24 protein-coding genes are annotated in these 21,880 nt (G+C 53.9%); 13 read left to right on the top strand and 11 right to left on the bottom strand.

The genetic code is table 11. The features are described 5' to 3' along the window. Window positions 1-30: 30 nt before the first annotated feature. The 6 genes from LIW51_RS33825 (at window position 31) to thrC (ending at window position 6,744) form a co-directional block, all read left to right on the top strand. Window positions 31-1,191: a hypothetical protein gene (locus tag LIW51_RS33825; RefSeq protein WP_227380533.1), complete on the top strand. Its 1,161-nt coding sequence runs from the start codon at window positions 31-33 to the stop codon at window positions 1,189-1,191. A gap of 103 nt (window positions 1,192-1,294) precedes the next feature. Continuing rightward, window positions 1,295-2,689 carry an ABC transporter substrate-binding protein gene (locus LIW51_RS33830; protein WP_227380397.1) on the top strand — a complete coding sequence of 465 codons (1,395 nt, stop codon included), beginning with the start codon at window positions 1,295-1,297 and terminating at the stop codon, window positions 2,687-2,689. Window positions 2,690-2,691: 2 nt separating this feature from the next. After that, a complete protein-coding gene (locus tag LIW51_RS33835; protein ID WP_227380398.1) occupies window positions 2,692-3,609 on the top strand; it encodes a carbohydrate ABC transporter permease in 918 nt (305 codons plus the stop codon). Further along, window positions 3,606-4,445, top strand: coding sequence for a carbohydrate ABC transporter permease (locus LIW51_RS33840; RefSeq protein WP_227380399.1), 840 nt, complete (start codon window positions 3,606-3,608; stop codon window positions 4,443-4,445). The genes LIW51_RS33835 and LIW51_RS33840 overlap by 4 nt, the downstream gene beginning before the upstream one ends. A 2-nt stretch (window positions 4,446-4,447) precedes the next feature. Beyond that, window positions 4,448-5,560 (top strand): ABC transporter ATP-binding protein, encoded by a 1,113-nt coding sequence (locus LIW51_RS33845; RefSeq protein WP_227380400.1) that lies wholly within the window; start codon window positions 4,448-4,450, stop codon window positions 5,558-5,560. A gap of 2 nt (window positions 5,561-5,562) precedes the next feature. Then, complete coding sequence (gene thrC, locus LIW51_RS33850) at window positions 5,563-6,744, top strand: threonine synthase (protein ID WP_227380401.1); 1,182 nt, start codon at window positions 5,563-5,565, stop codon at window positions 6,742-6,744. Window positions 6,745-6,752: 8 nt separating this feature from the next. Here the strand turns inward: thrC and LIW51_RS33855 are convergent, their stop codons facing one another. Beyond that, window positions 6,753-7,742: an LLM class flavin-dependent oxidoreductase gene (locus LIW51_RS33855; protein ID WP_227380402.1), complete on the bottom strand. Its 990-nt coding sequence runs from the start codon at window positions 7,740-7,742 to the stop codon at window positions 6,753-6,755. A gap of 424 nt (window positions 7,743-8,166) precedes the next feature. Here LIW51_RS33855 and LIW51_RS33860 point away from each other — a divergent pair, with 424 nt between their 5' ends. Beyond that, on the top strand, window positions 8,167-9,210 hold the full coding sequence (locus tag LIW51_RS33860) for a Gfo/Idh/MocA family protein (RefSeq protein ID WP_227380403.1): 1,044 nt from the start codon (window positions 8,167-8,169) through the stop codon (window positions 9,208-9,210). A gap of 223 nt (window positions 9,211-9,433) precedes the next feature. Here the strand turns inward: LIW51_RS33860 and LIW51_RS33865 are convergent, their stop codons facing one another. Continuing rightward, the gene (locus LIW51_RS33865) at window positions 9,434-10,771 is read right to left on the bottom strand and encodes a purine-cytosine permease family protein (RefSeq protein ID WP_227380404.1); all 1,338 of its coding nucleotides are present in this window, start codon (window positions 10,769-10,771) and stop codon (window positions 9,434-9,436) included. 62 nt (window positions 10,772-10,833) lie between these two features. Between LIW51_RS33865 and LIW51_RS33870 the strand changes: the two genes are divergently transcribed. Beyond that, window positions 10,834-11,235, top strand: a complete 402-nt coding sequence (locus LIW51_RS33870; RefSeq protein ID WP_227380405.1) for an SWIM zinc finger family protein — start codon at window positions 10,834-10,836, stop codon at window positions 11,233-11,235. Window positions 11,236-11,274: 39 nt separating this feature from the next. On the opposite strand, the gene LIW51_RS38875 is transcribed toward LIW51_RS33870, so the two are convergent. Further along, complete coding sequence (locus tag LIW51_RS38875; protein ID WP_255767718.1) at window positions 11,275-11,409, bottom strand: hypothetical protein; 135 nt, start codon at window positions 11,407-11,409, stop codon at window positions 11,275-11,277. A 36-nt stretch (window positions 11,410-11,445) separates the two neighbouring features. On the opposite strand from LIW51_RS38875, the gene LIW51_RS33875 reads away from it, so the two are divergent. Beyond that, the gene (locus LIW51_RS33875; RefSeq protein WP_255767730.1) at window positions 11,446-11,730 is read left to right on the top strand and encodes a SprT-like domain-containing protein; all 285 of its coding nucleotides are present in this window, start codon (window positions 11,446-11,448) and stop codon (window positions 11,728-11,730) included. A gap of 51 nt (window positions 11,731-11,781) precedes the next feature. On the opposite strand, the gene LIW51_RS33880 is transcribed toward LIW51_RS33875, so the two are convergent. Next, window positions 11,782-12,318, bottom strand: a complete 537-nt coding sequence (locus tag LIW51_RS33880) for a DsbA family protein (RefSeq protein WP_227380407.1) — start codon at window positions 12,316-12,318, stop codon at window positions 11,782-11,784. A 142-nt stretch (window positions 12,319-12,460) separates the two neighbouring features. On the opposite strand from LIW51_RS33880, the gene LIW51_RS33885 reads away from it, so the two are divergent. The 3 genes from LIW51_RS33885 to LIW51_RS33895 all read left to right on the top strand — a co-directional run bounded on the left by LIW51_RS33885 (window position 12,461) and on the right by LIW51_RS33895 (window position 13,775). Continuing rightward, window positions 12,461-12,667 carry a hypothetical protein gene (locus tag LIW51_RS33885; protein WP_227380408.1) on the top strand — a complete coding sequence of 69 codons (207 nt, stop codon included), beginning with the start codon at window positions 12,461-12,463 and terminating at the stop codon, window positions 12,665-12,667. A 676-nt stretch (window positions 12,668-13,343) separates the two neighbouring features. Continuing rightward, entirely contained in the window at window positions 13,344-13,502 is a 159-nt protein-coding gene (locus tag LIW51_RS33890; protein WP_227380409.1) for a hypothetical protein, read from the top strand. Window positions 13,503-13,526: 24 nt separating this feature from the next. After that, window positions 13,527-13,775, top strand: a complete 249-nt coding sequence (locus tag LIW51_RS33895; RefSeq protein ID WP_227380410.1) for a hypothetical protein — start codon at window positions 13,527-13,529, stop codon at window positions 13,773-13,775. A 239-nt stretch (window positions 13,776-14,014) separates the two neighbouring features. On the opposite strand, the gene LIW51_RS33900 is transcribed toward LIW51_RS33895, so the two are convergent. Genes LIW51_RS33900 through LIW51_RS33910 form a run of 3 tightly spaced genes read right to left on the bottom strand, consistent with a single transcriptional unit; the run spans window position 14,015 to window position 17,251 of the window. After that, window positions 14,015-14,779, bottom strand: a complete 765-nt coding sequence (locus tag LIW51_RS33900) for an SDR family NAD(P)-dependent oxidoreductase (RefSeq protein ID WP_227380411.1) — start codon at window positions 14,777-14,779, stop codon at window positions 14,015-14,017. Between the two features lie 12 nt (window positions 14,780-14,791). Continuing rightward, window positions 14,792-15,754: an amidohydrolase family protein gene (locus tag LIW51_RS33905; RefSeq protein WP_227380412.1), complete on the bottom strand. Its 963-nt coding sequence runs from the start codon at window positions 15,752-15,754 to the stop codon at window positions 14,792-14,794. A 6-nt stretch (window positions 15,755-15,760) separates the two neighbouring features. Beyond that, the gene (locus LIW51_RS33910) at window positions 15,761-17,251 is read right to left on the bottom strand and encodes a dihydroorotase (RefSeq protein ID WP_227380413.1); all 1,491 of its coding nucleotides are present in this window, start codon (window positions 17,249-17,251) and stop codon (window positions 15,761-15,763) included. Window positions 17,252-17,284: 33 nt separating this feature from the next. On the opposite strand from LIW51_RS33910, the gene LIW51_RS33915 reads away from it, so the two are divergent. Then, window positions 17,285-18,253, top strand: a complete 969-nt coding sequence (locus LIW51_RS33915; RefSeq protein ID WP_227380414.1) for an asparaginase — start codon at window positions 17,285-17,287, stop codon at window positions 18,251-18,253. 41 nt (window positions 18,254-18,294) lie between these two features. Here LIW51_RS33915 and LIW51_RS33920 read toward each other — a convergent pair whose 3' ends face one another. The 4 genes from LIW51_RS33920 to LIW51_RS33935 all read right to left on the bottom strand — a co-directional run bounded on the left by LIW51_RS33920 (window position 18,295) and on the right by LIW51_RS33935 (window position 21,772). Next, complete coding sequence (locus LIW51_RS33920; protein ID WP_227380415.1) at window positions 18,295-19,140, bottom strand: ABC transporter ATP-binding protein; 846 nt, start codon at window positions 19,138-19,140, stop codon at window positions 18,295-18,297. Further along, entirely contained in the window at window positions 19,127-19,948 is an 822-nt protein-coding gene (locus LIW51_RS33925) for an ABC transporter permease (protein WP_227380416.1), read from the bottom strand. The genes LIW51_RS33920 and LIW51_RS33925 overlap by 14 nt, the downstream gene beginning before the upstream one ends. A 4-nt stretch (window positions 19,949-19,952) precedes the next feature. Further along, complete coding sequence (locus LIW51_RS33930; protein ID WP_227380417.1) at window positions 19,953-21,011, bottom strand: ABC transporter substrate-binding protein; 1,059 nt, start codon at window positions 21,009-21,011, stop codon at window positions 19,953-19,955. 257 nt (window positions 21,012-21,268) lie between these two features. Continuing rightward, entirely contained in the window at window positions 21,269-21,772 is a 504-nt protein-coding gene (locus LIW51_RS33935; protein ID WP_227380418.1) for an Lrp/AsnC family transcriptional regulator, read from the bottom strand. Between the last annotated feature and the right edge of the window lie 108 nt (window positions 21,773-21,880).

Raw genomic sequence — 21,880 nt, forward strand, 5'->3', positions numbered from 1 at the left:
AAGTCCGTCGCGCAGCATACTCTGACCGACATGAAAGCCGCAATGTGGGCCTATCCCTGGGATCTACTTGACGAGGGTGTCAACACCGTCGCCGACCAGCTCGGTGCGATGGGGGTGACCGAAATCAACCTCGCGACGAACTACCACTCGGTGCAGACGTTCCTGCCACATAACCCTGAACGACGAACGTTCTTCGCGCACGCCAGTTCCTATTTCCACCCTGGTGAAGACTATGACGACGTTGCTCCAATCCCGAACGAAACAATGGGCGACAACGACTGGCTAGAACAGATCGTCGAACAGATACAGGATACTCACTTGTCGCTGAACTCCTGGACCGTCGGCTGTCATAATTCGCGGCTCGGAATGAAACGTCCAGATCTGACGCTGGAATCCCCGTACGGCGATCCGCTCGTGTTCGGGCTTTGTCCGTCGAACCCCGCAGTGCAAGCGTATCTTCGGAACCTCGTAGCGGATCTTGATTCGCGTGCGCCGTTCGAACGCATCGAGCTGGAGACGTTCGATTACTTCTATGGAACGGGGTTTGGTTGGCACCACGAGAAGTATCACACTCGTCTTGGGGCGCTTGGCGAGTTCTTGTTCGGGCTCTGCTTCTGTGATCACTGCCGGTCGAACGCCGCGGACGCAGGGATCGATGTTGCGAGTGCGCGAGAGACCTGTCGAACGACCATTGATGCAATCGCGGACGGGAACTTCGATTCGGAGCGCTCGGTCAAAGAATGGCTAGCTGATCATCCAATGGTCGCTGACTATATCGATGTTCGGACTTCGACTCTGACGTCGGTGTTCCGATTGCTAGAGAGCGCCGTTACGGATGCGGAACTGGGCTACTACGTCGGGTTTTTCGGAGTGGAGCGATCGTGGATGCACGGAGCCGATCTTGACGCTCTCGCCGACTTCGTTGACTATTATACGGTCGTTGCCTATGAGTCCTCTCGCGACACGGCTGTTGAGCAGTATCAAACGGCGACGGATCTCGCCGGTGGTGCGAGCATTCACGCTGGAGTCCTTCCTGGGCACCCTGCTGTTCACGACGAGGAGACGAACAGTGAGATCGTTCGCGGTCTCGCGGATGCTGGCGCTCCCCGACTCTCCTTTTACAACTATGGGCTCCTCCCAGAACGTAACTTAACGTGGATCGCAAACGCACTTGAACCCTATTCGAGATAGCGCGGTGCTGGGGTTGTGGCGGGGTTGCGATATTTTTCCGAGTCTATTCAAGGTAACCATCCGACAACTATTAATTGGCGGAATGAAATTGTATAGATCAGCCATGGCAGAGGGTAACAACCATACTAGTAGGAGCACGTCACGGCGCACGTTCATCGCCACTTCGAGCCTCATAACCGCCGGTCTCGCCGGCTGCATCGGATTCGGAAACAACAATGACGGCGGCAGTGGCAGCACCGGTGACGGCGGCAGTGGGATCACAGAACTCACGTACTGGCACCAGGAAGGCGTCCCCCACCGGCAGAAACAGTTCGAGAAGTACACGCAGAAGTTTAACCAGCAACAGGACAGGGTCGAGGTCACAGTTGAACCCCAAAATTGGAACTCCGTGTTCGGCAAACTGACGAGCGCACTTGAAGCGGGCAAAGAGCCCGACTTCATGTTCTCGCTTCCAGCGTTCACAATGACATTCCAGTCCCGTGGCGCCCTTGTCGACGTCTCTGACATCGTCAAGGATCTCAAGAAGAACCACGGACTGTTCGAGAACTCTATCACACCGTTCCAGTACCAGGGCGGCACGTGGGGGATTCCAATGTGGGACATGGTGTTCCTCCATCATTTCCGGACCGACACACTCGGAGAGACGAACGTTTGGAAGCCGAAAAACTGGCAGCAGTGGTCACAAGCATTGACCAAGGTTGGCGGTGACAACCACTATGGGATCACGCTCCCAGCAGCGAAAAACCTCTGGACCACCGAAAACCTTTACACGCTGATGATCAACAACGGCGCGTACGTCTACGGGCCACAGGGAAAGATCATGTTCGACACCCCGGAGACCGTCGAAACACTGGAGTTCTACAAGAAAGTGTTCAAGCAGGCAAGCCCCCCGAGCGCAACAAACTGGGGCTGGGCCGAGTGGGAACGCTCGCTCCTACAGGGGACGAGTTACTCGACGAACGGCTTCTCCTCGTGGGTTCGCAGTCTCGAAGAGACAGGGCTCGCCGGGAAATTCGGGGCGATCGAGCAACCCTATCCCAAGAACGGTCAGGAAGGAAGCGTCCACTACGTCAACGATATCATGGTGTTCAACGAGAACAAAAAGAGCGCCATCGCAGAATTCGTCAAATTCCTCCACAGCGAGGGTGTGTACGGCGAATGGCTGGCGAACACGGAACCGACGCTGTACTTGCCCGTCACCAAGACCGGGAAGAACTCGAAGAAATTCTGGAACCACAACCTCATCAAGAAACACGAGAAGATGGTCAGAACGCAGTTCGACGCGCTCCCCAAGGCATCGCTCTATGGATTCCGCGACATCCACGTCAAGAACAATACGTACATCCCCAGCGTTGGAACGCTCGAGGGCTCACACGTCCTGGGGGAGGTCGCCCAGCAGCTCATCGTGAACGATCGATCCCCCAAGGATGCAGCCTCGTGGGGACAGAACCGGCTCCAGAACGTCTTGCAGGTGGACAAAAGTAACAAGCTCAACTGACGATGTCGACAACAACTCGCTCTGAAACGATCCGTCAGTACCTCGACGAGTATGACCGACAAACGCTCATCGGCGCGGGCCTCATCGTTCCAGCAATCCTCCTCATCATTATCGCGCTCGTGTATCCGTTCCTGAGCGCGGTCTTCATTAGCTTCACGAACTATTCCGCCGGCGAAATCGTGTGGTTCGCGCATTACGAGTGGTTGTTTGGAACGAATACGTTCTGGTCGGCGCTCAAACAAAGCCTCTTCTGGACGATCGGTAATCTTGTCCTCCAGGGTGTTGCGGGAATCGGCATCGCGCTGCTACTTCACCGCCACTTTTTCGGACGCAATGCCGTTCGAACCGTCATGCTCATTCCGTTCGTCATTCCGTCGGCGGTAACGGCCGTCATGTGGCGGTGGATCCTCAACATGACGTACGGACCGCTCAACCAATGGCTCGTCCAACTCGGCGTGTTATCACAACCAGTAAACCCCTTGAACGATCCATCACTGGCGCTGCTGGCGGTTACGCTCATCAATACGTGGCGGTGGACGCCCCTGGTCGCGCTCGTCGTCTTCGCGGTTCTTCAAACGATTCCGACCGAGGAATACGAGGCGGCACGCATCGAGGGTGCCGGGATGCTAAGCGAATTCTATCACGTCACCTATCCCCACCTACAGAGTTCCATGACCGTGCTCGGACTTCTCGGCTTCCTCCTCACGTTCAACATCTTCGATATCATCTGGCTGTTGACCAGCGGCGGGCCAGTCGGCAGAACCACCACTCTCCCCGTGTTCATCTACGAGATCGCGTTCAACACTCAGCGCATCGGACGCGGAACCGCCATCAGCGTCGTGCTATTCTTGCTGCTTGTCGTGTTCGTCGCGCTCTACTTCCAGCAAGAAGAGTTCAAAGAAGGAGGTGAATTCGCGTGAGTTCGCGATACTCCACCTACCGCCGCATTGCGGAAGCCATCCGATACCTCCTGATCGCGATCGTACTCGTCGTCTTCCTGTTTCCCTTCTACTGGATGCTCAAAACATCGTTCGAGCCGACGAACGTCATCTACGGTGGCGTAAACCTCATTCCGCCACAGTTCACGCTCAACCACTATCAGCGCGCGCTCGAAATCGAGTTCATCGGTGCAGTCTGGAACAGCCTCGTCGTCGCTATCGGGACGACACTGTTGACGACCACCGTGGCGCTGCTTGGCGCGTACAGCATCCTTCGGTTCACGTATCCTGGCCGCCAGCAAGCCGCGAAACTGGTGTTGCTCACGTACATGTTCCCGCACGTCGCGCTCATGGTGCCGATGTACCAACTCGCCGCTGACTTCGGAATGCTCGGCCACCCGATCACGCTCATCCTCGTCCACTCGATGCTGGCGCTGCCGTTCTGCATCTGGATCCTCCAGGCATTCCTGGAAGACATCCCGCGCGAACTCGAAGAAGCAGCGCTCGTCGAAGGCGCGAGTCAGTTCGGGGCCTTCTTCCACATCACGATCCCGCAGGCGATGCACGGTATCATCGCTGCCGGGACGTTCGCCTACATCATGTCCTGGGGCGAGTACATGTTCGCGTACGTGCTGATGACTGACTCGGCGAGCCATACAGTACCGGTTGCATTGCAGCAGTTGCTTGGATCGTACTCCATCAGTTGGGGGCTGTTGGCGGCGGTGAGCGTCATCGCGACGCTCCCCGTGCTTGCCCTGTTCTGGCTGATGGCGAAATATCTCGGCGAAGGCATCGCGAAAGGTGCAGGAGTGGTCTAACAATGGGCGAAATCCAACTTTACGATTTGACGAAAGAATACGGAAACCTCACCGCAGTAGATAGCATTGACATCACCATCCCCGAAGGATCCTATACGATGATTCTGGGGCCGTCCGGCTGTGGGAAATCGACCACGCTCCGGATGATCGCCGGCCTGGAAACGCCGACGATGGGTGATGTGAGCATCGACGGCGAGATCGTTACCGATCTTCCACCGCGCAAACGCGACCTTAGCATGGTGTTCCAAAATCTCGCGCTATGGGATCACAAGACTGTCCGCGAGAACATCGCTTTCGGGCTGAAGATGAACGATGTCCCGAAGGACGAGCGAACCAAACACGTCGAGCGCATCGCGGAAATCCTCCAGATTGAGGATAAACTCGACCAGTCACCGGCAGCGCTCTCTGGCGGACAACAGCAGCGCGTCGCGCTCGGTCGAAGTCTTGTCCACGAACCGGACGTTATTCTGCTGGATGAACCGCTCTCCTCGTTGGACGCGAAACTCCGCATCGAAATGCGAACCGAACTCGCACGTATTCAGCAGCGAATCGGCACCACGTTCGTCCACGTAACGCACAATCAGGAGGACGCCATGTCGATCGCCGATGAGATTCTCCTGCTCAACGACGGTCGGGTTCAACAGTTCGGCGACCCGATCGATCTGTTCGAGGATCCAAACAACGAATTCGTTGCTGACTTCATTGGCACACCGAGCATGAACCTCCTTGATGCGACGTACGTCGACGACGAGGTGCAGCCACACCTCGACACGGGCGGCTTCCAGCTTGCGATTCCCGAACCGTATCACGAGATCTACCGCGAAAACATCCCGTCGCCAGACGTCCATATTGGGATGCGTCCCAACAAGCTACGGCCCGCATCGAATGGCAGCGCGCCCGAGATGCCGTCGTTCGACGCTTCAGTCTCGATGGTCGAAACGTTCGGCGATGCGAATTGGTACTATCTGGATGCGGGCACCGAGGAGGATTTGATTATGAAGACCGCCGACGAAGACGTGATTAAGTCGGTCTCGCCGAACGACGACCTCACGATCACCGTGAGCCCGGACGCGATTCATGTGTTCGATCCCGAACAGGGCGAGGCGTACACCTAACCATGCCCTTTCGGTGTCAGTCTTGCGGAACCCCTGAGCCGGACGCAGCGGCGACGTGTGATACGTGCGGTGGATTTGTCCGTTATATCGAGGACGACCTGACTGCACTCCGCCGAGCGGTCAGTGGCGAGCCAGAAGCCGCGCTCCCTGACTTTGGGGCCGACCTCCGGATGGGAGAAGGGACGACCGCTCTGGTCAAATTCGATCAAACAAGCCAGACCCTCGCGGGATCTGTCTACGGCAAGCTAGAATCGTTGAACCCAACATGCTCATTTAAGGACCGTGGCAGTTCACTCATCGTGTCGGCGGTCACCGATCCTGAGATGACATGGGAGGGACTTGTCGTCGCGAGCACCGGCAATACGGCGCCGAGCGTCTCGGCGTACGCCGCTCGGGCCGGCGTCCCATGTGTCGTGTTGGTGCCTGACGGAACGTCACTCTCCAAGCTCGAACAAGTCGCCGCTCACGGTATCGACATCTTCACTGTCGACGGGTCGTTCAGCGACTGCTTCCAACTTGCCGACACGGTGAGCGACGACCGAGTGCTCAACGCCACCGCCGTGTATTCTGCAAACGCACTCGTCGCTAGTGCGAACCGAACCGTCGCATTCGAACTTGTTGCAGAGTTAGGGCACGCACCGGACTGGGTTACCGTTCCCGTCGGTGCAGGTCCCTTGCTCGGCGGAACACACTTCGGATTCGTCGAACTCCATGCTGCGGGAATTATCGACAGTATCCCGCGAATGCTCTGCGTGCAAGCACGAGGCTGCCACCCCATTGCCCGCGCTATGGCGGAGGGTGAGACGGTTCGTCCGTGGACGGATCCGATCACCACAACTGTCGGCGCCATTGCTGATCCGCTGGACGGTTATGCCGCCGATGGGGAGCAGACCCGTCAGGCGGTTCTCGAGAGTGATGGGGATGCGGTTGCGCTTGATGATATGGTGATCTACGACGCAACTGACCGGCTCGCAGCGACCGAGGGTGTGTACGCGGAGCCTGCGAGCGCGGCGAGTGTCGCCGGCATTCACGCCGCGGATCGCATTGCTGCTGATGAGACTGTCGTTGCACTCGTGACCGGGCATGGGCTGAAAGAGCCAGCTGAATCCGAATTGGAGACTGCTCCCGTCGAGACGGATGCGTCGATGGTGCGCGATGCGGTGTTATCCGGTTCGGTCGACTGAACTATCAATTACTGGAATTCCGGCATGACATCCTCGCCGAACCGTTGGATACTCTCGAGGGTGGGCTGTTGTTCCATTCCGGGGAACTGCGTTCGGAAGATAAGATTGTCAACGCCGATATCCCGGTAGACCTCGACTTTTTCCGCGACTTCCGCGTCTGTTCCGACCAGTATCTGGTCTTCGATGTCCTCCCACGTTGGACGGCGGTCGAATTCGGGATTCCCCCATTTGATGTACTTCTCATGGAGGTCAAGCATGTACGGTTCCAGTGCGCTGTACGCTTCGTCTGTCGTTTCGCCGACGAAGCCGTCGACCATGATCGTGACCTCGGCTTCGTTGGGGTCTTTCCCGGCTTCCTCGACGGCATCATAGTAGCGTTCGATGTCTTTCCGAAGTTGTTCCGGTTCGGTTACCGCCGCGGTGAAGCCGTCACAGCGGTATGCGGCACGCTTGATTGCTATGTCGGCGTTGCCGCCACCCCAGAATCGGGGACACGGGTTCTGTACGGGCTCTGGGCGAATGAACGCGTCATTGAATTGAAAGTGATTGCCGTTGTGGTCGAATCGGTCACCTTCGAGGAGTCGCTTCGTGACAGAGATTGATTCGAGGAACCGACCGACACGGTTGTCCATTTTTACGCCGAAGTTGACTAATTCACTCTCACGGTAGCCAAGCGATACGCCCCATTCCGTTCGTCCGTTCGTGAGGTGATCCAAGGCTGTGATGCGCTCGGCGAGATGAATCGGATGATAGACGGGTAAAATGAGGATGTTCGTCATCAGCGTTAGCGCGTCTGTGCGCCCGCCGAGTGCCGCTAAGAAGGTAAACGGTTCGTAGAACCCGTCCTCGTAGAAGTGTCGTTCTCCCACGGCGGCAATATTGTATTCGAGGTCTTCCATGAGCGCTGCCTGCTCGAACGCTGCGTCGAACTCGAAATCTGCTCGGTCGTCACCGTACTGGTTCAGATAGATGCCGAATTCCATGTTCTCCTGTGGCATCTGCTACCAGTTATGTATTCACATAAATACCGATTCGTCGTCATGAATTTGTAGTCGCTCCGTCCGACACGCGAAACGAACCCAACTACCATTACAACCTTCGTCGTACCATACCACACGCTACGATGACACACGCGGAATCCAACGGTCGCTACTCAGACACCGAGAAGTACCGCAAACGAGGATCCTGGAACCAACTCACTGTCCAGGAAGACTCTACTGATAGAGCTACTGCCAGCCGGCACAAGTCGATGCCACAGTCGTACCGAACACGACCCAAACCACGTCCGTTTCACCGGCTACTCCAGTACTCGTCCTGGTATCGGACCCACGCATCACTAAGAACTACAACGACCCATTCGACACTCCAACTCCGATCCTATCCGATCGGCATCAGCGCAAGTCATCGCGTAGCGGCGATCCAATGACACTCAACATTGCAATCCTCGGGCTTGCGTCGTTCTATGGGCCAGCCTACGCAGACCGAGCGGCGAGCCATCCCGATTGCGAGGTCGTTGCTGCATTCCCGGGAGAAACGACTGACGAGCAGCGAACGTCGCTCGGTTGTCCGACCGATGAATCGTTTGCATCGGAGTACGACTGTCAGCTCTATCACGACGTCGACGAGCTACTGGAAGCCGGATCCATCAACGCCGCAGTAGTCACTACGAAAACACGCCGGCGCGCCGACGACGCCTGTGCAGTCCTCGACGCCGGGTCGCCAGTACTGACAGCAAAGCCTGCCGCCAACAGCCCCCAGGGTGCTACCGAAATCAGTGCTGCAGCGGTAGATGCGAACCTTCCGGCCGTGACGACGAGCCCGGCTCGGTTCGACGATGCTGTCGCGACCCTCGGACGACGCGTTCACAATGGAGCAGTCGGCGACGTGGTTAGCGTCCGTGCTAGTATTCGACATGACCGAGTTCCCGAAGCGGGTATCGAGACCAATGCCGAACACGCTCCCGAGGAAGCGGGAAGCATCTACGCAATGGGATTCTACACTGCCGACGCACTCCTCTGGCTCGCCGACGACACGCCAGAACGGCTCTCGGGAGAGCTCTCTCACGTAAATACACCGTACAGCACTCATCCCGATCTCGGCGCCGCGACAGTTTACTTCGCAAACGGCACTATTGGAGAGATGTCGATGACCTACACGACTGATTGCCGAGATCCGCTTGGGAACTGGGAGGTTGAGGTAGTTGGAACGGACGGGATCCTTCGAACGTCACACCACGGGTACGAAGGCATCCACTGGCACGCTGGCGAGCCGGCCGACCGCCACGCGGAAGTATTTGGACGCGTCCAAAGTCCCATTCTCGACCGTCAGTTCGACGCGTTCATCAACGCTGTCGAAACTGATTCCTGTCCTGATGCAGTTCCCCCTGCACCGGAGCAGGTCGCGGACGCACTCACGCTATGTGCAGCCTGGGAAACCGCTGCCAGCGAAGGAACCGTGGACTTGTAAGATCATCGCTGCTGCAGTGCCAAACAAGAACCGGTAATCGTGGGAGGAATGCCTGCTCTGGCTGTCCGAACCGGGAAGCGGCGATGCGGGGTAGATATTCATCACACAACGCGCGAGAGAGAGAGAGTTGAGTGAAGAAGATCGAAACGAGGTTAGTTCTCTCCGGCAAGACTCCATATAGCACAGATGAGAAAGAAGAAACGAGAGAGGAGACGTTAGTTGGTCAATCGGCGGTGCGGGTACCGGTAGGCGAGCGGTTGTTGATCCAGTTTTCGACCGGATTTTTCAGACCGTAGTAGATGGCGCCGGCGACGACGGCGCTAGTGAGCGCTGGAACGAGGTAGGGAGCGCCCGTGAGACCGGGGATCCATCCGTTCGCCCAGATCGCGTAGACCGCACTGATGCCCCATGCGATGACCGAGGCAGGATGCCAGCCCCGTAGGTACCAATACTTCCCGCCGCGTTGGAAGAGTGCGCGCTCATCGATGCCGTGTTCGAATAGATAGTAGTGGGCGAGCAGTACGCCGGTCGTCGGAACGAGTGTAATCGTGAGCGCTCCGAGGAAGGCGTTGATCCCGCCGAAGCTGAAAATACCCGTGATTGCTAGCGCGGTGCCGATCGCTCCGGTGAGCATTGTCATCTGGATACGTTTCATCCCTGTGAGTTGGGAGAGTGCGATTCCGCCGACGTAGACGTTCGTCACGTTTGTCGTCCACGAGCCGGCGATTAGTAAGAGAAGACCGACCCAGCCGAGGCCGAGTTCGACCATAATGTTCACGGGATTCCAGTCACCGGCGGCGATCGCCGCGAGGATGCCGATGATCGCGAGTGCAATCCCGAAGACGATCCAGGCGAGTGTCGCGCCCCACGACGGCTTGTCTGGATTCGTGGGCGATCCGTAGCGGCCGTAGTCCATGGCAACGATGAAGAACGCCGCCGTTGCCGCAGGGAAGACGTTGAGCGCAGCCCAGAACGACATCTCGCTTCCGCCACCGCCCGAAAGGTTGAGGCCGTACTGGGTGACGATCTGGTAAACTACCAACGCTAACAGAATCGTCATGACTGGTACGGCGATTTTGTTCAGGATTTCGATCCACTGATAGCCGAAGATGGCAACCGAGGCCATGACGGATCCGAGGATAAGCGCAAGAATCGCGAACATGTATGGGAAGCTGATCCCGAAGTTGGTGAGAATACTTTTTGCGCTCGCTGCCACGATACCAGTTTGGACGCCGAACCAGCCGACGGTAGCTAATACGGTGGCCAGCGCGGGGATGGCGCGTCCGTTGATTCCAAATGCTGCCCTCATTGCGGTGGTTCCTGCTGTTCCTTCTTCGGCGGCGATGTACGTTCCGAAATAGACGATGATCGCGATGAGGAGGATACTGACGATAACGGCGACGATACCCGTCCAGAGTCCGGCGCCGACTGTTAGTGATCCGAGGAGGAAGTTTGTGATGACGATACTGAACCCTGCCCAGATGGTAAATATCTGCCAGAATCCGCGCGTGCGCTCTGACTCCGGTATGACATTTACACCCTCCGTCTCTATCAATGCCATTCCATACCCCCCACTCATCGCACACCAATAAATATTGGTCTTTGTAATATGATGGAACGATCTTGGGTACGAAATCGCTTCGCGAATTTGTAGGTGACGAGACGGCACAGAAACGCGCGCAGCGGAAGTACTTCAGCTTCGATGTCGAAGCCCCCGGAATGATCGAAGTGACCAATGAGAGCCACGAGAACCCCGCTGAACACCACTATGTCGTCACGCTGGACGACGTGACGGGCGATGCACTTGCCTGCACGTGCCCGCACCACGTCCACCGCACCGCGTTCTGCAAGCACCTGGCTGCCGTCGAAACCGTGAGGGACGACGGTACCCTGACGGTGTTCCCATTGGACGACGACGAGACGGACGAGAACGAGCGTGAGACGGCAGAGTGCGAGTGTGACGGCCTCGGTGGCTTCCCGTGCTGGGAGTGCGTGCGCACGGGATGCAAAGAACTGCCAAACTAATCTCGTCTCACTCTTCCATTTATGTCGCGCCAAATGACGCTATCCGATGTGGCCGCCTAGCGAACGCTCACCAAGTGCTCGGATACAGCGACCGAACGCGAAAATACACTGACGACTGACCGCGCCCTGCTCGACCGCGCGAAACAGCACGCGGCGGACGTCGCGGCTGCGCATTTCCCCGAGTTGCCGGTTGAGGCGATTGCGTGGGAGGTGTCCCACCGACGACAGCGGTCGGCCGGTGCGACGAAGTACGACCCTGCAACGGACGAGATGACGATCTCGCTCGCATGGCATGCATTCGAGCACCACGGCTGGGAGCAATTCAGTGCGACCGTTCGCCATGAACTGATTTACACCTGGCAGTATTACGAATACGGTGAGGCTAACCACGGCGTGACATTCGACCGCATTTCACAAAGTGGCAATTTATTCTCAGATGCACAGGTTCATTATCAAAGTAATAAAATATGTAAAAGAGCATTCAGGGATAGATAATCCCATATATGGATAGCCAAATACAACAAAACCTAACAAACACGCTTATTCTTAGAGTCCAAGGATATTTTTAAAGATACCGTAACTTTGCGTCCCGACGATTTTCGTCACGTACTCTTCAGATCTGAATGCGAAAAACGTCGGCGTCCCAGGAACGTTTGCGGCCTTTGCCACAGAACGGTCCTCTCGAACCTGTTTGTTATATGCCTTTGATTTTGCGTCGCGAACGATGGCTCGTCCATTCAACCGTGTGTTATAATCGATGAAAGATTTCGTTTTCGAGAGTACGTTTCCGGTGTTGAATTGATCTTGATTACTGAAGTAGTATGCCTTCAGATCCCAGAACGCTTGCTCATCCCGAGCGTGGGTCGCTTCAAGTGCATAGATAGCGCGGGCTCCCCACTTCTCGACGACGGGGATCGTTCGTAATACGAATGAAAGCTCTCCTGAATCAATATGGTTGCGTTTGAGCTTTGGGTATATTTTCTGTTCAAAATAGACACAATTATGGCAGGATGGATCCTCGAATGCAATAAGAGTTGCATCTGAACTAAATGGCGTCGGTCCACGCGTTGGTTCATCGAACACTCCCTTCGTCGATGAGTGGTTCGGTGCCCGGTGAGCAACCGTTGTAGTTGTTCGTTTGGTGCTGGTTGTTGGTTGCTCGGTTGTCGAGGGGGTTGTTTCTGGTTCAGTTGTGGATTGGGTCGTACTAGTCGTTTGCTCAGTCGTGGACTGGGTTGTGATAGTTGTCTCTGGTTCTGTCGTAGATGGAGTTCTAAAAGTTGTTTCCGGCTCTGTTGTAGATTGCGTTATGCTGGTTGTCTTTGGTTCTGTTGTGGATTCTGTTCGTTGGCTGGTTGTTGTCTGTGGTTGCAGGCGCGTCGTGTTTATTGTTGACACCTTCTTTGTTGTCGTTGCGGTTGTTGATATCTGAGTAGGGCTTGAGGTGTTAGAGTCATCTGTCTGAGAGGTACAACCAGCCAGTAAGAGGCTTGCGGGGAGTGTCGCTTTGAGGAGGGTCCGTCGATTCATCGTTATTATTATTCTTCTCATTGCATTTATATATATTGGCTAAAATTTTGATCAAATTATCATATAATAGTCATCATTCGACCATTAAATACGGTATGGCAAGGACAAAGAATTACTCCAGTACTCGGCTCCTTCTTTTACACTATATCTATCCGAAATACGCAAATTCGATTGGCAATGAGTACAAAACTATTTCGGTACAATGCTTTGTAGCAGGAGTTCAAAGACAATGAACGCCTATTCGGAGGCAATTGAGGTTGGTAGCACTACCCGCGAACTAGATCCCATCATCGACGGGCCTGAGAGTGAGTACGATGATGGTGAGAGTGATGCTGCTTTATGCGCCTACCTGCGAGAAGTACAAATGACCTTTCCAGATCGGAACCTGAGCAGCCAATATCCTGAGTGACTCATTTGTTCTAAGTAAGAGTGTAATCTCCTCCAATTAGCAATCACCCATACCAACGAATGGCTCCTATTCCGGACGAATCCAGATCACGCGACGAGCTTCGGGCTTCTTCTTGCGAATTTCGTCGTTTTCATGGAGACGGCTGAGAACGAGCGCGTTCTGCAAACACATGGCCGCAGTCGAAACCGCGATCGACGACGGGACGCTCGACGCATTTCCGTCGGAGGACGAAGACGATGCCGAACCCGAAGACTGCGACTGTGACGGTCTCGATGGCTTCCCGTGTTGGCCATGCGTGAGAGCGGGACGGAAGGAATTGCCGAACTAACCACTGCTTCAGTCTTTTTTATCCATGGCACGCCAAGTGACGTTCTCGGAGATCACCGACCAGCGAACGCTGACGAAAAGCGCGAAAGCTGCGGCCGACGATACCCACGAGACACCGACGGGCCTCCTCAACCGAGCACAACAGCACGCAACGAACGTCGCAGCTGAGCATTTCCCGGACCTGCCGATCGGAGCAATCAACTGGGAGGTCTCACATCGAACTCAACGACAGGCAGGGTCACGAAGCACGACCCTGCAACAGAGGAGATCATGATTGCGCTCACATGGTTCACACTGGGGTACTAGATTGTGACTATTCCGTGAGGCAGTGAAGAGAGTTCCGAGCACCGACGGCGCGCAGGAACCGACCGACTAACCAACCGGTGATCCGGGAGGGTGGAACGACGGCCCGACCGAAACGGACGGCGAGCGGGCGGACAGAATCGATACACTAGGCAACCAGTGAACCAAACTTAAGCAACTTGGATTGGAAACCGACTGCTTAACTTAGAATCAGTGCACCGTATAGCCTCCATCAATAACAAGGCAATGACCAGTCACATACCGACTGTCATCTGAGGCAAGAAATACGGCTGTCCGTCCGATATCTGTTGGATCGCCAAAGAAGGGAAGAAGAGTATCTCGCTCGAGTGGTTCGCGGCGTGACTCATCAGCCAACTTTTCAGCAGTCATCGAAGTTCGAATAATACCGGGACTAATCGCATTCACTGTGATCTTATCAGATGCATAGTCGATAGCCATCTGACGGGTCAGATTAACGACTGCACCCTTTGATGCACAATAAGCCGCTGCATTCGCACGGCCAACCAGCCCAAGTTGTGAAGAGAGATTAAGTATGCGACCTGCTTCAGAGTCGCGAAGATGTGCTACTGCGGGTTTTGTCACAATATAGATGGCTTTAACGTTGGTCGCAAATGTCTGATCCCAATCCTCCTCGGAAACCGTATCAACGGAGCCAGGTGGGAAAATCCCTGCGTTATTCACTACGATATCTACGCCACCAAACGCCTCGACAGTGGATTCAACCAACTTTTTTCCATCAGTCACTTGAGTCACATCTGTTTTTGTAAACATTGCCTCACGACCCAAATCTTGAATCAGGTCGTCCGTCGGTGTCTCTTCAGCTTTGTCTTTCGGTGCACGTTGAACGTCACCAATCATAACGTCAGCTCCCTCGCGTGCAAATTCGAGCGCGATACTACGTCCAATCCCCGAGCTACCACCTGTCACGATAGCCGTTCGATTTTCGAGTTGCATTTTATTTCATCCTTATGTTGAGCTGGAATTCACGTTGACGAGAAGGTCGCGCACATTCTTATCAAGGATGCGGTCCGCAGTGTCGTCATCTGTAACAGCGTGGACTGTCTCGACGAACGACGCAAGTTCGTCAGCTGACCGTGGCTCAAACGGGTAGTCAGTTCCGAATAGGATGTTCGTCTCCGATATCTCAGCTAATGTCGTCTGAAGCGGTTGTGTGTAGCCAAAGAACCCCGACGTATCGACATGGATTCGTTCGTGGAGTTGCGAGTTGAACTCCTCAAATGGTTTGACGTGTTCCTGACCTGGCCATCGTCCTGCGTCAAGCTGGAGATGGATACGGCCGAGCATGCTCGCGATGTTTCCTCCAAGGTGGTGATAAACGAGTGTTAAGTTTGGATAGCGGTCGAGAACACCAGTATGAATCATCTTCCAGACACTTTCAGCGAGCGCGATTTCCCGACCGAAGGTGGCATTCAAAAGTAACGAATCGTCCAATACTTCGGGATGAAGTGAGTCAGAGAGCTTTGGATGCACCAAAATCGGTGCTCCTGTTTTATTTGCAATCTCAAAGATGGGGGCAAGTGGTTCGTCGGATACTTCGATACCGTCAGTCTCTGTTTCGAGTGCCCCGCCTTGATATCCATTCGAGAGGCACCGCTCGAATTCTGCGGCCGCCTGATCACCTCCTGCGGCTGTGGGGATAGCTGCCAGTCCGTAGCATTCGAAGTCATCAGCATCGGCAATAGTGTCAAGCAGTGCGTCGTTCGCAGTGGCCACGCGGTCACTGTCGGCCAGCCCCATATAATAGGGTTGGGAAAGTACTGCCCCATCGACACCTGCAGTAGTGTACTTTCCAGTCAGGACGTCAAGATCCGAAAGTGCGTCACCGAGGATCGTACGAACTGGGCTATCCGCAATGGGTGGGGGAAACACCGATTCTGGATAGAGATGGGCACCAAAATCAAGCACCATATTCGGTTACACCTCCTCCTTTCGAGCGATGAACTCGCCGTATCCTACCTCTCCAGTGACGGCCCCATCCTCGAATACAGGCTCGCCTCGGACGTACGTCGATTCGGGAATACCCTGGACGGTAAGTCCGTCATACGAAGTCCACCCACATTTAGCGATGACGTCCTCGTCACGAAGCGTCTGACTCTGTTCCATGTCAACGATGACGAAATCTGCATCGCTGCCGACCTGAAGTATCCCTTTTCTTGGGAATAGGCCGAGGATCTGAGCAGGCTTGGTCGAAAAAACGTCGACGACACGGGCAAGTGAGATTCGTCCATTGTTAACGCCGTTGAGTAGTAGTGGTAATACCGTCTCTACACCGGGAACTCCGAACGGTGCCTCGAAAATGTTATCCTCCCCTTTGGCCTTTTGCTCACGGGTACTGGGGGCGTGGTCTGCGTTGACCATATCGATCTTACCATCGGCTAGTCGTTCCCAGAGTTCTTCGCGATCATTTTCCTCGCGTGACGGCGGCGTGAACATAGTGTATGGTGCGTCTTCTTCAACATCTTGTCGAGTGAGATAGAGGTACTGCGGGCAGGTTTCTGCATAGGCATTGACTCCCTGATTTTTCGCATGCGTAACCTGATCGACAACCTCTGGGTGAGTTAGGTGAGCTATCCAGAGACTGACGTTGGTCTGTTTAGCGATTTGGAGCGTCGTCGATACAGCAACTTGTTCAGCCTCCTTCGAGCGCCACTCTGGAACGATACTGCCATCGTTTCGTCCAGCCGCTTTGAGTTGGCGTTCGTTCGCGTTCAACATGAGTTCGTCTTCCGCATGAACCATGCTGATGCCGCCGACTCTCTCGATTTCCGTAAAGAGTCTGTGCATGTCGGCACTGAGGAGTGCTGGAACACCGTGGACGTTACAGGTGAAACTTTTGTAAGCGAGTGTGCCGCTTCGTTCGAGCGCTTTGATTTCGTCAATGTTGTCAGGATGTCCCCCAGCAAGCAACCCGAAATCGACTCGTGCACGATCGCTCAGATAGTCACGTTTATCTTCGAGAATTCCGGCTGTGAGAACAGTTGGGTCGGTACGGTGGTGTTCTCCAATCGTCGTAATCCCTCCTGCTGCGGCAGCCGCCGTTCCTGTCGGGAAATCCTCACGCTCGGTGTCTCCTGGATCCATCATGTGAACGTGGGGGTCAACACCGCCGGGAAGGATGTGTTTCCCTGCGGCGTCGATGATCTGATCGGCGTCTACATCAGACGCCGAGTCGAGAATTCCCGCAATCCTCCCATTCTGGATCGCTAAGTTGCCGTCAAACGTGTCTGTGGCAGTCACCACAGTTCCTCCTTCGACGACAGCGTCATATGCCATATGATACCACACAACCCCGTCCTGTTTTACCTTTTCTACAAACTTCATACGATTTGAGAATGATTGCGAACTTATTCCGTATAGAAAATAGATATCTGAGATCCTCTTTTGGTTTGGCTTCGTTTTTAGCAAAAAGATTAAGCAAACTGGCAGAATAGTAGATGCATGTCAGTTCGGATCATTTCCACCGGCGGAACGATCGCCTCAACCGACACTACAGGTGGGGATGCTGCCCCAGAACTCTCTGCGGAACGCCTTGTTGCAGCCATCCCAGAACTCGGTGAAATCGCCGATATAACAACTGATGATTTTTCGAATGTACCGAGCCCACACCTTACGATCGACGACTTCTATGAGTTGACCCAAACCATTCAGACGTTCGAAGCTGACTCAGAGTCTGACGGTGTCGTCGTTACAATAGGAACCGACATCCTCGAGGAAGCCGCTTATTTTGTTGACCTCTGTTACGACGGTTCAATGCCAGTCGTCTTTACCGGAGCTATGCGAAATCCTTCACTTCCAAGCCCCGATGGCCCGGCGAACCTTCTCGCGTCGGCTCGCACCGCAATGAGCGATCCAGCAGCGGAGGCTGGTGTCCTTGTCACTTTTAACGACCGTGTGTACGCCGCCAGAGAGGTGACGAAGATGCATTCGATGAATGTAGATACCTTCCAAGCGCCAGAGTTTGGCCCCCTCGCAGTGATCGATGAAACTCAGGTTCGATGGCGCCATCGACACATCGTGACCGAGCCGACGCTAACCCCGAAGGAGGATGCGCTCACCAACGATATCCATGCTGTGACAGTGACGGCTGACATGCCTTCCGCGCAGATCCGAGGGGCGACCGACAGTAACGGACTCTGCCTTGCCGCTACAGGCGCCGGCCACATCCCACCGACGATTATTCCAGTGCTCGAATCCCTTCGAGACGATGGAATACCGCTCATCGCGACAACCCGGTGTCCGGAAGGACGGCTCGCACGAGAAACGTACGGCTTCAAGGGAAGCGAGGCTACCCTTCAGGAACTTGGCTTTTACTATAGTGACCTCAATCTACAGAAAACACGAATTAAAACTATTGTCGCGTTGGCCGCTGATGAGTTGGACGTTGCATTCGACCGTCCAACCAAATAAGAAGCATTGCTCGATGCCAGTTGAACTACAGTGTCAAACATCTACTCCTCGAATTCCATCACTGTCTTGGTGAGATACTCCTCGTACTCAGTGAATGCTTCCTGATGTCGAGTCTCCTCGTTACGTGGGCGTTCTAATTCAATGTCGACGATTTCGCTCACCTTGCCGGGACGCGGCGAAAGTATCACAACTCTATCGGAGAGCCAGACTGCCTCTGGAATATGATGCGTGACGAAAAGCGTCGTTTTTCGAATTTCTTCATGAATTCGGAGAAGCTCTTGATTCATTTTCCTTCGGGTTAACTCATCAAGTGCGGCGAACGGCTCGTCCATTAAGAAGATAGTGGGATTGTAAACAAACCCCCGGGCGAGCGCGACCCGCTGGCGCATTCCGCCACTCAACTCCTGTGGTCTAGAATTCTCAAAGCCCTGTAGTCCGACCGTCTCGATAACCTCTTGGGTCTGCTCGCGCATCGCTGGATCGTCTGTGTTCTTTCCTTGAATTTCCAAGGGTAGCTGCACGTTCCCCATTACTGACCGCCAAGGTAACAAAACGTCCTCTTGGAAAAAGAACGCAATAAGATTCTGGTGTCGCGCAGTAGTGGCTGGCTGGCCGTCAATCGAGATCTTTCCAGTTGTCGGCTCGATAATATCTCCGACGCATTTCAATAGTGTTGTTTTGCCACAGCCACTCGGACCAATTAGCGAGACAAATTCGTTTTTACGGATGTTTAGGTTGATATCTTCAAGAGCACGAATGGGATCCCGAGATTCCTGGCCGTACACTTTGTCGACATGCGAGACCGAGATAATGCTCTCGCTGAGTTCTTGTTCTGTTGGTTCCTCAACCTTAGATGGGATATCTGATGTCATTTTATCTTGTTGCACCTCCTGTTGATTGCCCTCCCCAATCGACGACGTAGGACTCAAGCACAATAAGGAGCGCAAACCAAATAGTCGCAAACAATCCGATGATGATAAGGGCGCGAAACAGCAACAGTGTGTTAATCTGATTGTTAGCGACGATGATGAGGTAGCCGAGTCCTTGATTACCAACAAGCCACTCGCCAACTACGGCGCCAACGAAGCTCAGCGCAACGCTGATACGGAGCGCGGAAAAGATATACGGCAATGCATTATATATTTTAACTTTCCGGAAAATTTCCCATCGGCTTGCATCCAGTGACCGCATCAGCTCCATCGTGAGATCGTCGGTTGAACTGAACCCCGTGATACAGTTTACCAAGGATGGGAAGAATGCAGTGATGGCCGCTGCTGCAAGGATTGGCCGTCTGTTTACACCCAGCCAGATAATGAGCAGCGGAGCAAATGCGATTACAGGTAGTGATCGGAGCATGATCACGTAAGGATAAATCGACTTCCGTAAGACGGCCGATTCTGCCATAATCGCGCCCAATGCTATTCCGGTCACGTTGCCGACAATCCACCCGACAAATGCCTCGTAAAGTGTCACTTGTGTGTGTGGGAGAAGTTCTCCAAACTGACCCTGGAAACTCACGAGAATTTCGTATGGCGTGGGAAGGATATACTCTGGGAGGTTAAGCATCCGCACTCCAGCGGTCCACACAGCGAGGAAGATAATGAGAAACGCTAATGGGAACTTGTACTCATCAGCGAGTGTAACTGCTCGCCTTCTAATTGATCGATCCGTCCGTGTTGCTGTTGGTACACCCATCTTTTCACCCCTGTGGCCAATCCAATTTGCCGTTCGTGTAAACTGCGTTGACGAATTGATTGCTTACGACGTTCGATTCACTGAGCGTTGCACCCTGATCGATTCCACCGGCACTGACACCAAGTTGTTGGGCTGCAAGGTAGTCACTTGGATTGTTCCAACCGACGCCGTTTCTCTGCCATGCATCAATTGGGCGATACTTGAGGAATTGCTCGAAGTTCGATCGTTCGACAGCTAGGGGGTCGACTCCTTGCAGAAAGACGTCAGCATTCGCTTGTCGTAGTTGTCCGAGAACCATCTTAGCGAATCGATTCTTATTTGATGGCTTTAGGGACTCGTTTGCTGCTTTCGCCCACGCTCTAGTAAACTCTGTTACCGTGTCTGGATGTTCTTCCGCGAACTGTGTAGTCGTTACTGCGCAGTTGCCAGGTGCGGTCGTATAATTTCTCGCTTCAACTAGGTTGAATTCAGTTCCATTAATACGGAGTGAGTTAAAGTCAGAGTTTGTCGGATACAGCGACATGATATTGACCTTGTTGGCGGTCAAGTTCGTTACTGAATATCCAATAAACGTTTGTCTGATACGGTTTCTTTGCGCTTCACTCAGCCCTTCCTCAGAGAGTATTGCAGGTGTCACCCAGTTTCGATCTGTTTCGTTTTGAAGCCCAAGCGTGTTCCCAGGCCAATCTTGTACTCCATTGATGTTCGATTTCCCCATGGAGGCGTAACTTAGCGGTGTCTTTCCAACCGTCGTAACAACCGTTTCAAGGGGGAGTTCGCGTGCTCGCCCAACGATATAATCGAATGGCGTTGTCACAGTGATGTCTGCGTTTCCACTTGCCAGTATTTGAAGTGGATTTTGCACTGCGACCGTCGATCTGATATTCACGTTGAGACCGACCTTCTCAAAGTATCCGAACGCCTTCGCTCCAGTCATCGGCGAGAATACCATGTCCGGAAAGTATGTCAGTAGGACGTTCACAGATGACTGCGAGAGTCCGTTGTCCTGCTGTCGTTTGTACCCCACGTACCCCGTTAGCATTCCCGTACTCGCCGCGCCCATAGCCTGCAAGACGCGACGGCGGTTGACATTGTTGGTCATTGGCACCAACCGGACTATGGTATGACATGCCAACGCATATATCTTTGGTTAACCATCTACACTCCGAGAGGATTTCTGTACTTTTCTAACTCTAAATCGGGGTATTGTGTAGAATACCGTTACAAATATCCCGAAAGTATAGGAAAATTATTTTTTTGATGGTTGATTTAGCGAGTTAATCAGGATAAAAAGGTCGACGAAACGTCAAAAGCAATAATTCAATCGTCACTTATCGCTGACTCAACCGTTTCATCGGACAGTGAATCAGATAGTATGATGCTTCCCTCATCAGTCACAGACCGCGTGACGATAGAGGATTCATACCTAGTGATACCCTCGATAGTGTGAAGTTCATTGTGGATGAATGACTGAAAATGAGACATACTCTCGAAACGAGCGTCGAAAATGATGTTATGAGTCCCTGAAAGTATCCATAATTTGTAAACACTTTCGTTACTTGCAAGCTTCTCTGCGATCGCCTCCGTTTTCCCGGCTTCGGCACTGAGACCGAACGCGACCGTGATGTAATCGAGAGCTTCAGGATTCGTGAGAACAGTGAATTTGTCGATGATATTCTTCTCGCGCATTTCGTCGATACGACGTCGTATCGTGTTCCCAGTTATGTCAAGTGCGTCGCCAATTTCGTTGTATGTCGCACGGCCGTTTTCATGAAGAAGTTCGAGAATCTGGCGATCAGTTTCGTCAAGGTCGTTTGTAGCCATAGCTACTATGTAGGAGATGAACGGATTTAATGTTTATCGCGTCAGTTTCTCACTGTCTCGTGTTGGAGTTCGTGCTAAATTGAAAAGTAGTCAAAATATCAATAACTA

Origin of the sequence: Haladaptatus halobius, assembly GCF_020618475.1 — an archaeon.
Classification (GTDB): Archaea; Halobacteriota; Halobacteria; order Halobacteriales; family Haladaptataceae; genus Haladaptatus; species Haladaptatus halobius.

Coding starts and splice junctions, on each gene's coding strand:
- LIW51_RS33895 (WP_227380410.1), top strand. CDS start 13,527: ATGGCACGCCAAGTGACGTTCTCGGAGATCACCGACCAGCGAACGCTG.
- LIW51_RS33930 (WP_227380417.1), bottom strand. CDS start 21,011: ATGGGCGCGGCGAGTACGGGAATGCTAACGGGGTACGTGGGGTACAAA.
- LIW51_RS33905 (WP_227380412.1), bottom strand. CDS start 15,754: ATGGTGCTTGATTTTGGTGCCCATCTCTATCCAGAATCGGTGTTTCCC.
- LIW51_RS33845 (WP_227380400.1), top strand. CDS start 4,448: ATGGGCGAAATCCAACTTTACGATTTGACGAAAGAATACGGAAACCTC.
- LIW51_RS33835 (WP_227380398.1), top strand. CDS start 2,692: ATGTCGACAACAACTCGCTCTGAAACGATCCGTCAGTACCTCGACGAG.
- LIW51_RS33900 (WP_227380411.1), bottom strand. CDS start 14,779: ATGCAACTCGAAAATCGAACGGCTATCGTGACAGGTGGTAGCTCGGGG.
- LIW51_RS33855 (WP_227380402.1), bottom strand. CDS start 7,742: ATGCCACAGGAGAACATGGAATTCGGCATCTATCTGAACCAGTACGGT.
- LIW51_RS33825 (WP_227380533.1), top strand. CDS start 31: ATGAAAGCCGCAATGTGGGCCTATCCCTGGGATCTACTTGACGAGGGT.
- LIW51_RS33925 (WP_227380416.1), bottom strand. CDS start 19,948: ATGGGTGTACCAACAGCAACACGGACGGATCGATCAATTAGAAGGCGA.
- LIW51_RS33935 (WP_227380418.1), bottom strand. CDS start 21,772: ATGGCTACAAACGACCTTGACGAAACTGATCGCCAGATTCTCGAACTT.
- LIW51_RS33890 (WP_227380409.1), top strand. CDS start 13,344: ATGGCCGCAGTCGAAACCGCGATCGACGACGGGACGCTCGACGCATTT.
- LIW51_RS33860 (WP_227380403.1), top strand. CDS start 8,167: ATGACACTCAACATTGCAATCCTCGGGCTTGCGTCGTTCTATGGGCCA.
- LIW51_RS33915 (WP_227380414.1), top strand. CDS start 17,285: ATGTCAGTTCGGATCATTTCCACCGGCGGAACGATCGCCTCAACCGAC.
- thrC (WP_227380401.1), top strand. CDS start 5,563: ATGCCCTTTCGGTGTCAGTCTTGCGGAACCCCTGAGCCGGACGCAGCG.
- LIW51_RS33865 (WP_227380404.1), bottom strand. CDS start 10,771: ATGGCATTGATAGAGACGGAGGGTGTAAATGTCATACCGGAGTCAGAG.
- LIW51_RS33830 (WP_227380397.1), top strand. CDS start 1,295: ATGGCAGAGGGTAACAACCATACTAGTAGGAGCACGTCACGGCGCACG.
- LIW51_RS38875 (WP_255767718.1), bottom strand. CDS start 11,409: ATGCGCAGCCGCGACGTCCGCCGCGTGCTGTTTCGCGCGGTCGAGCAG.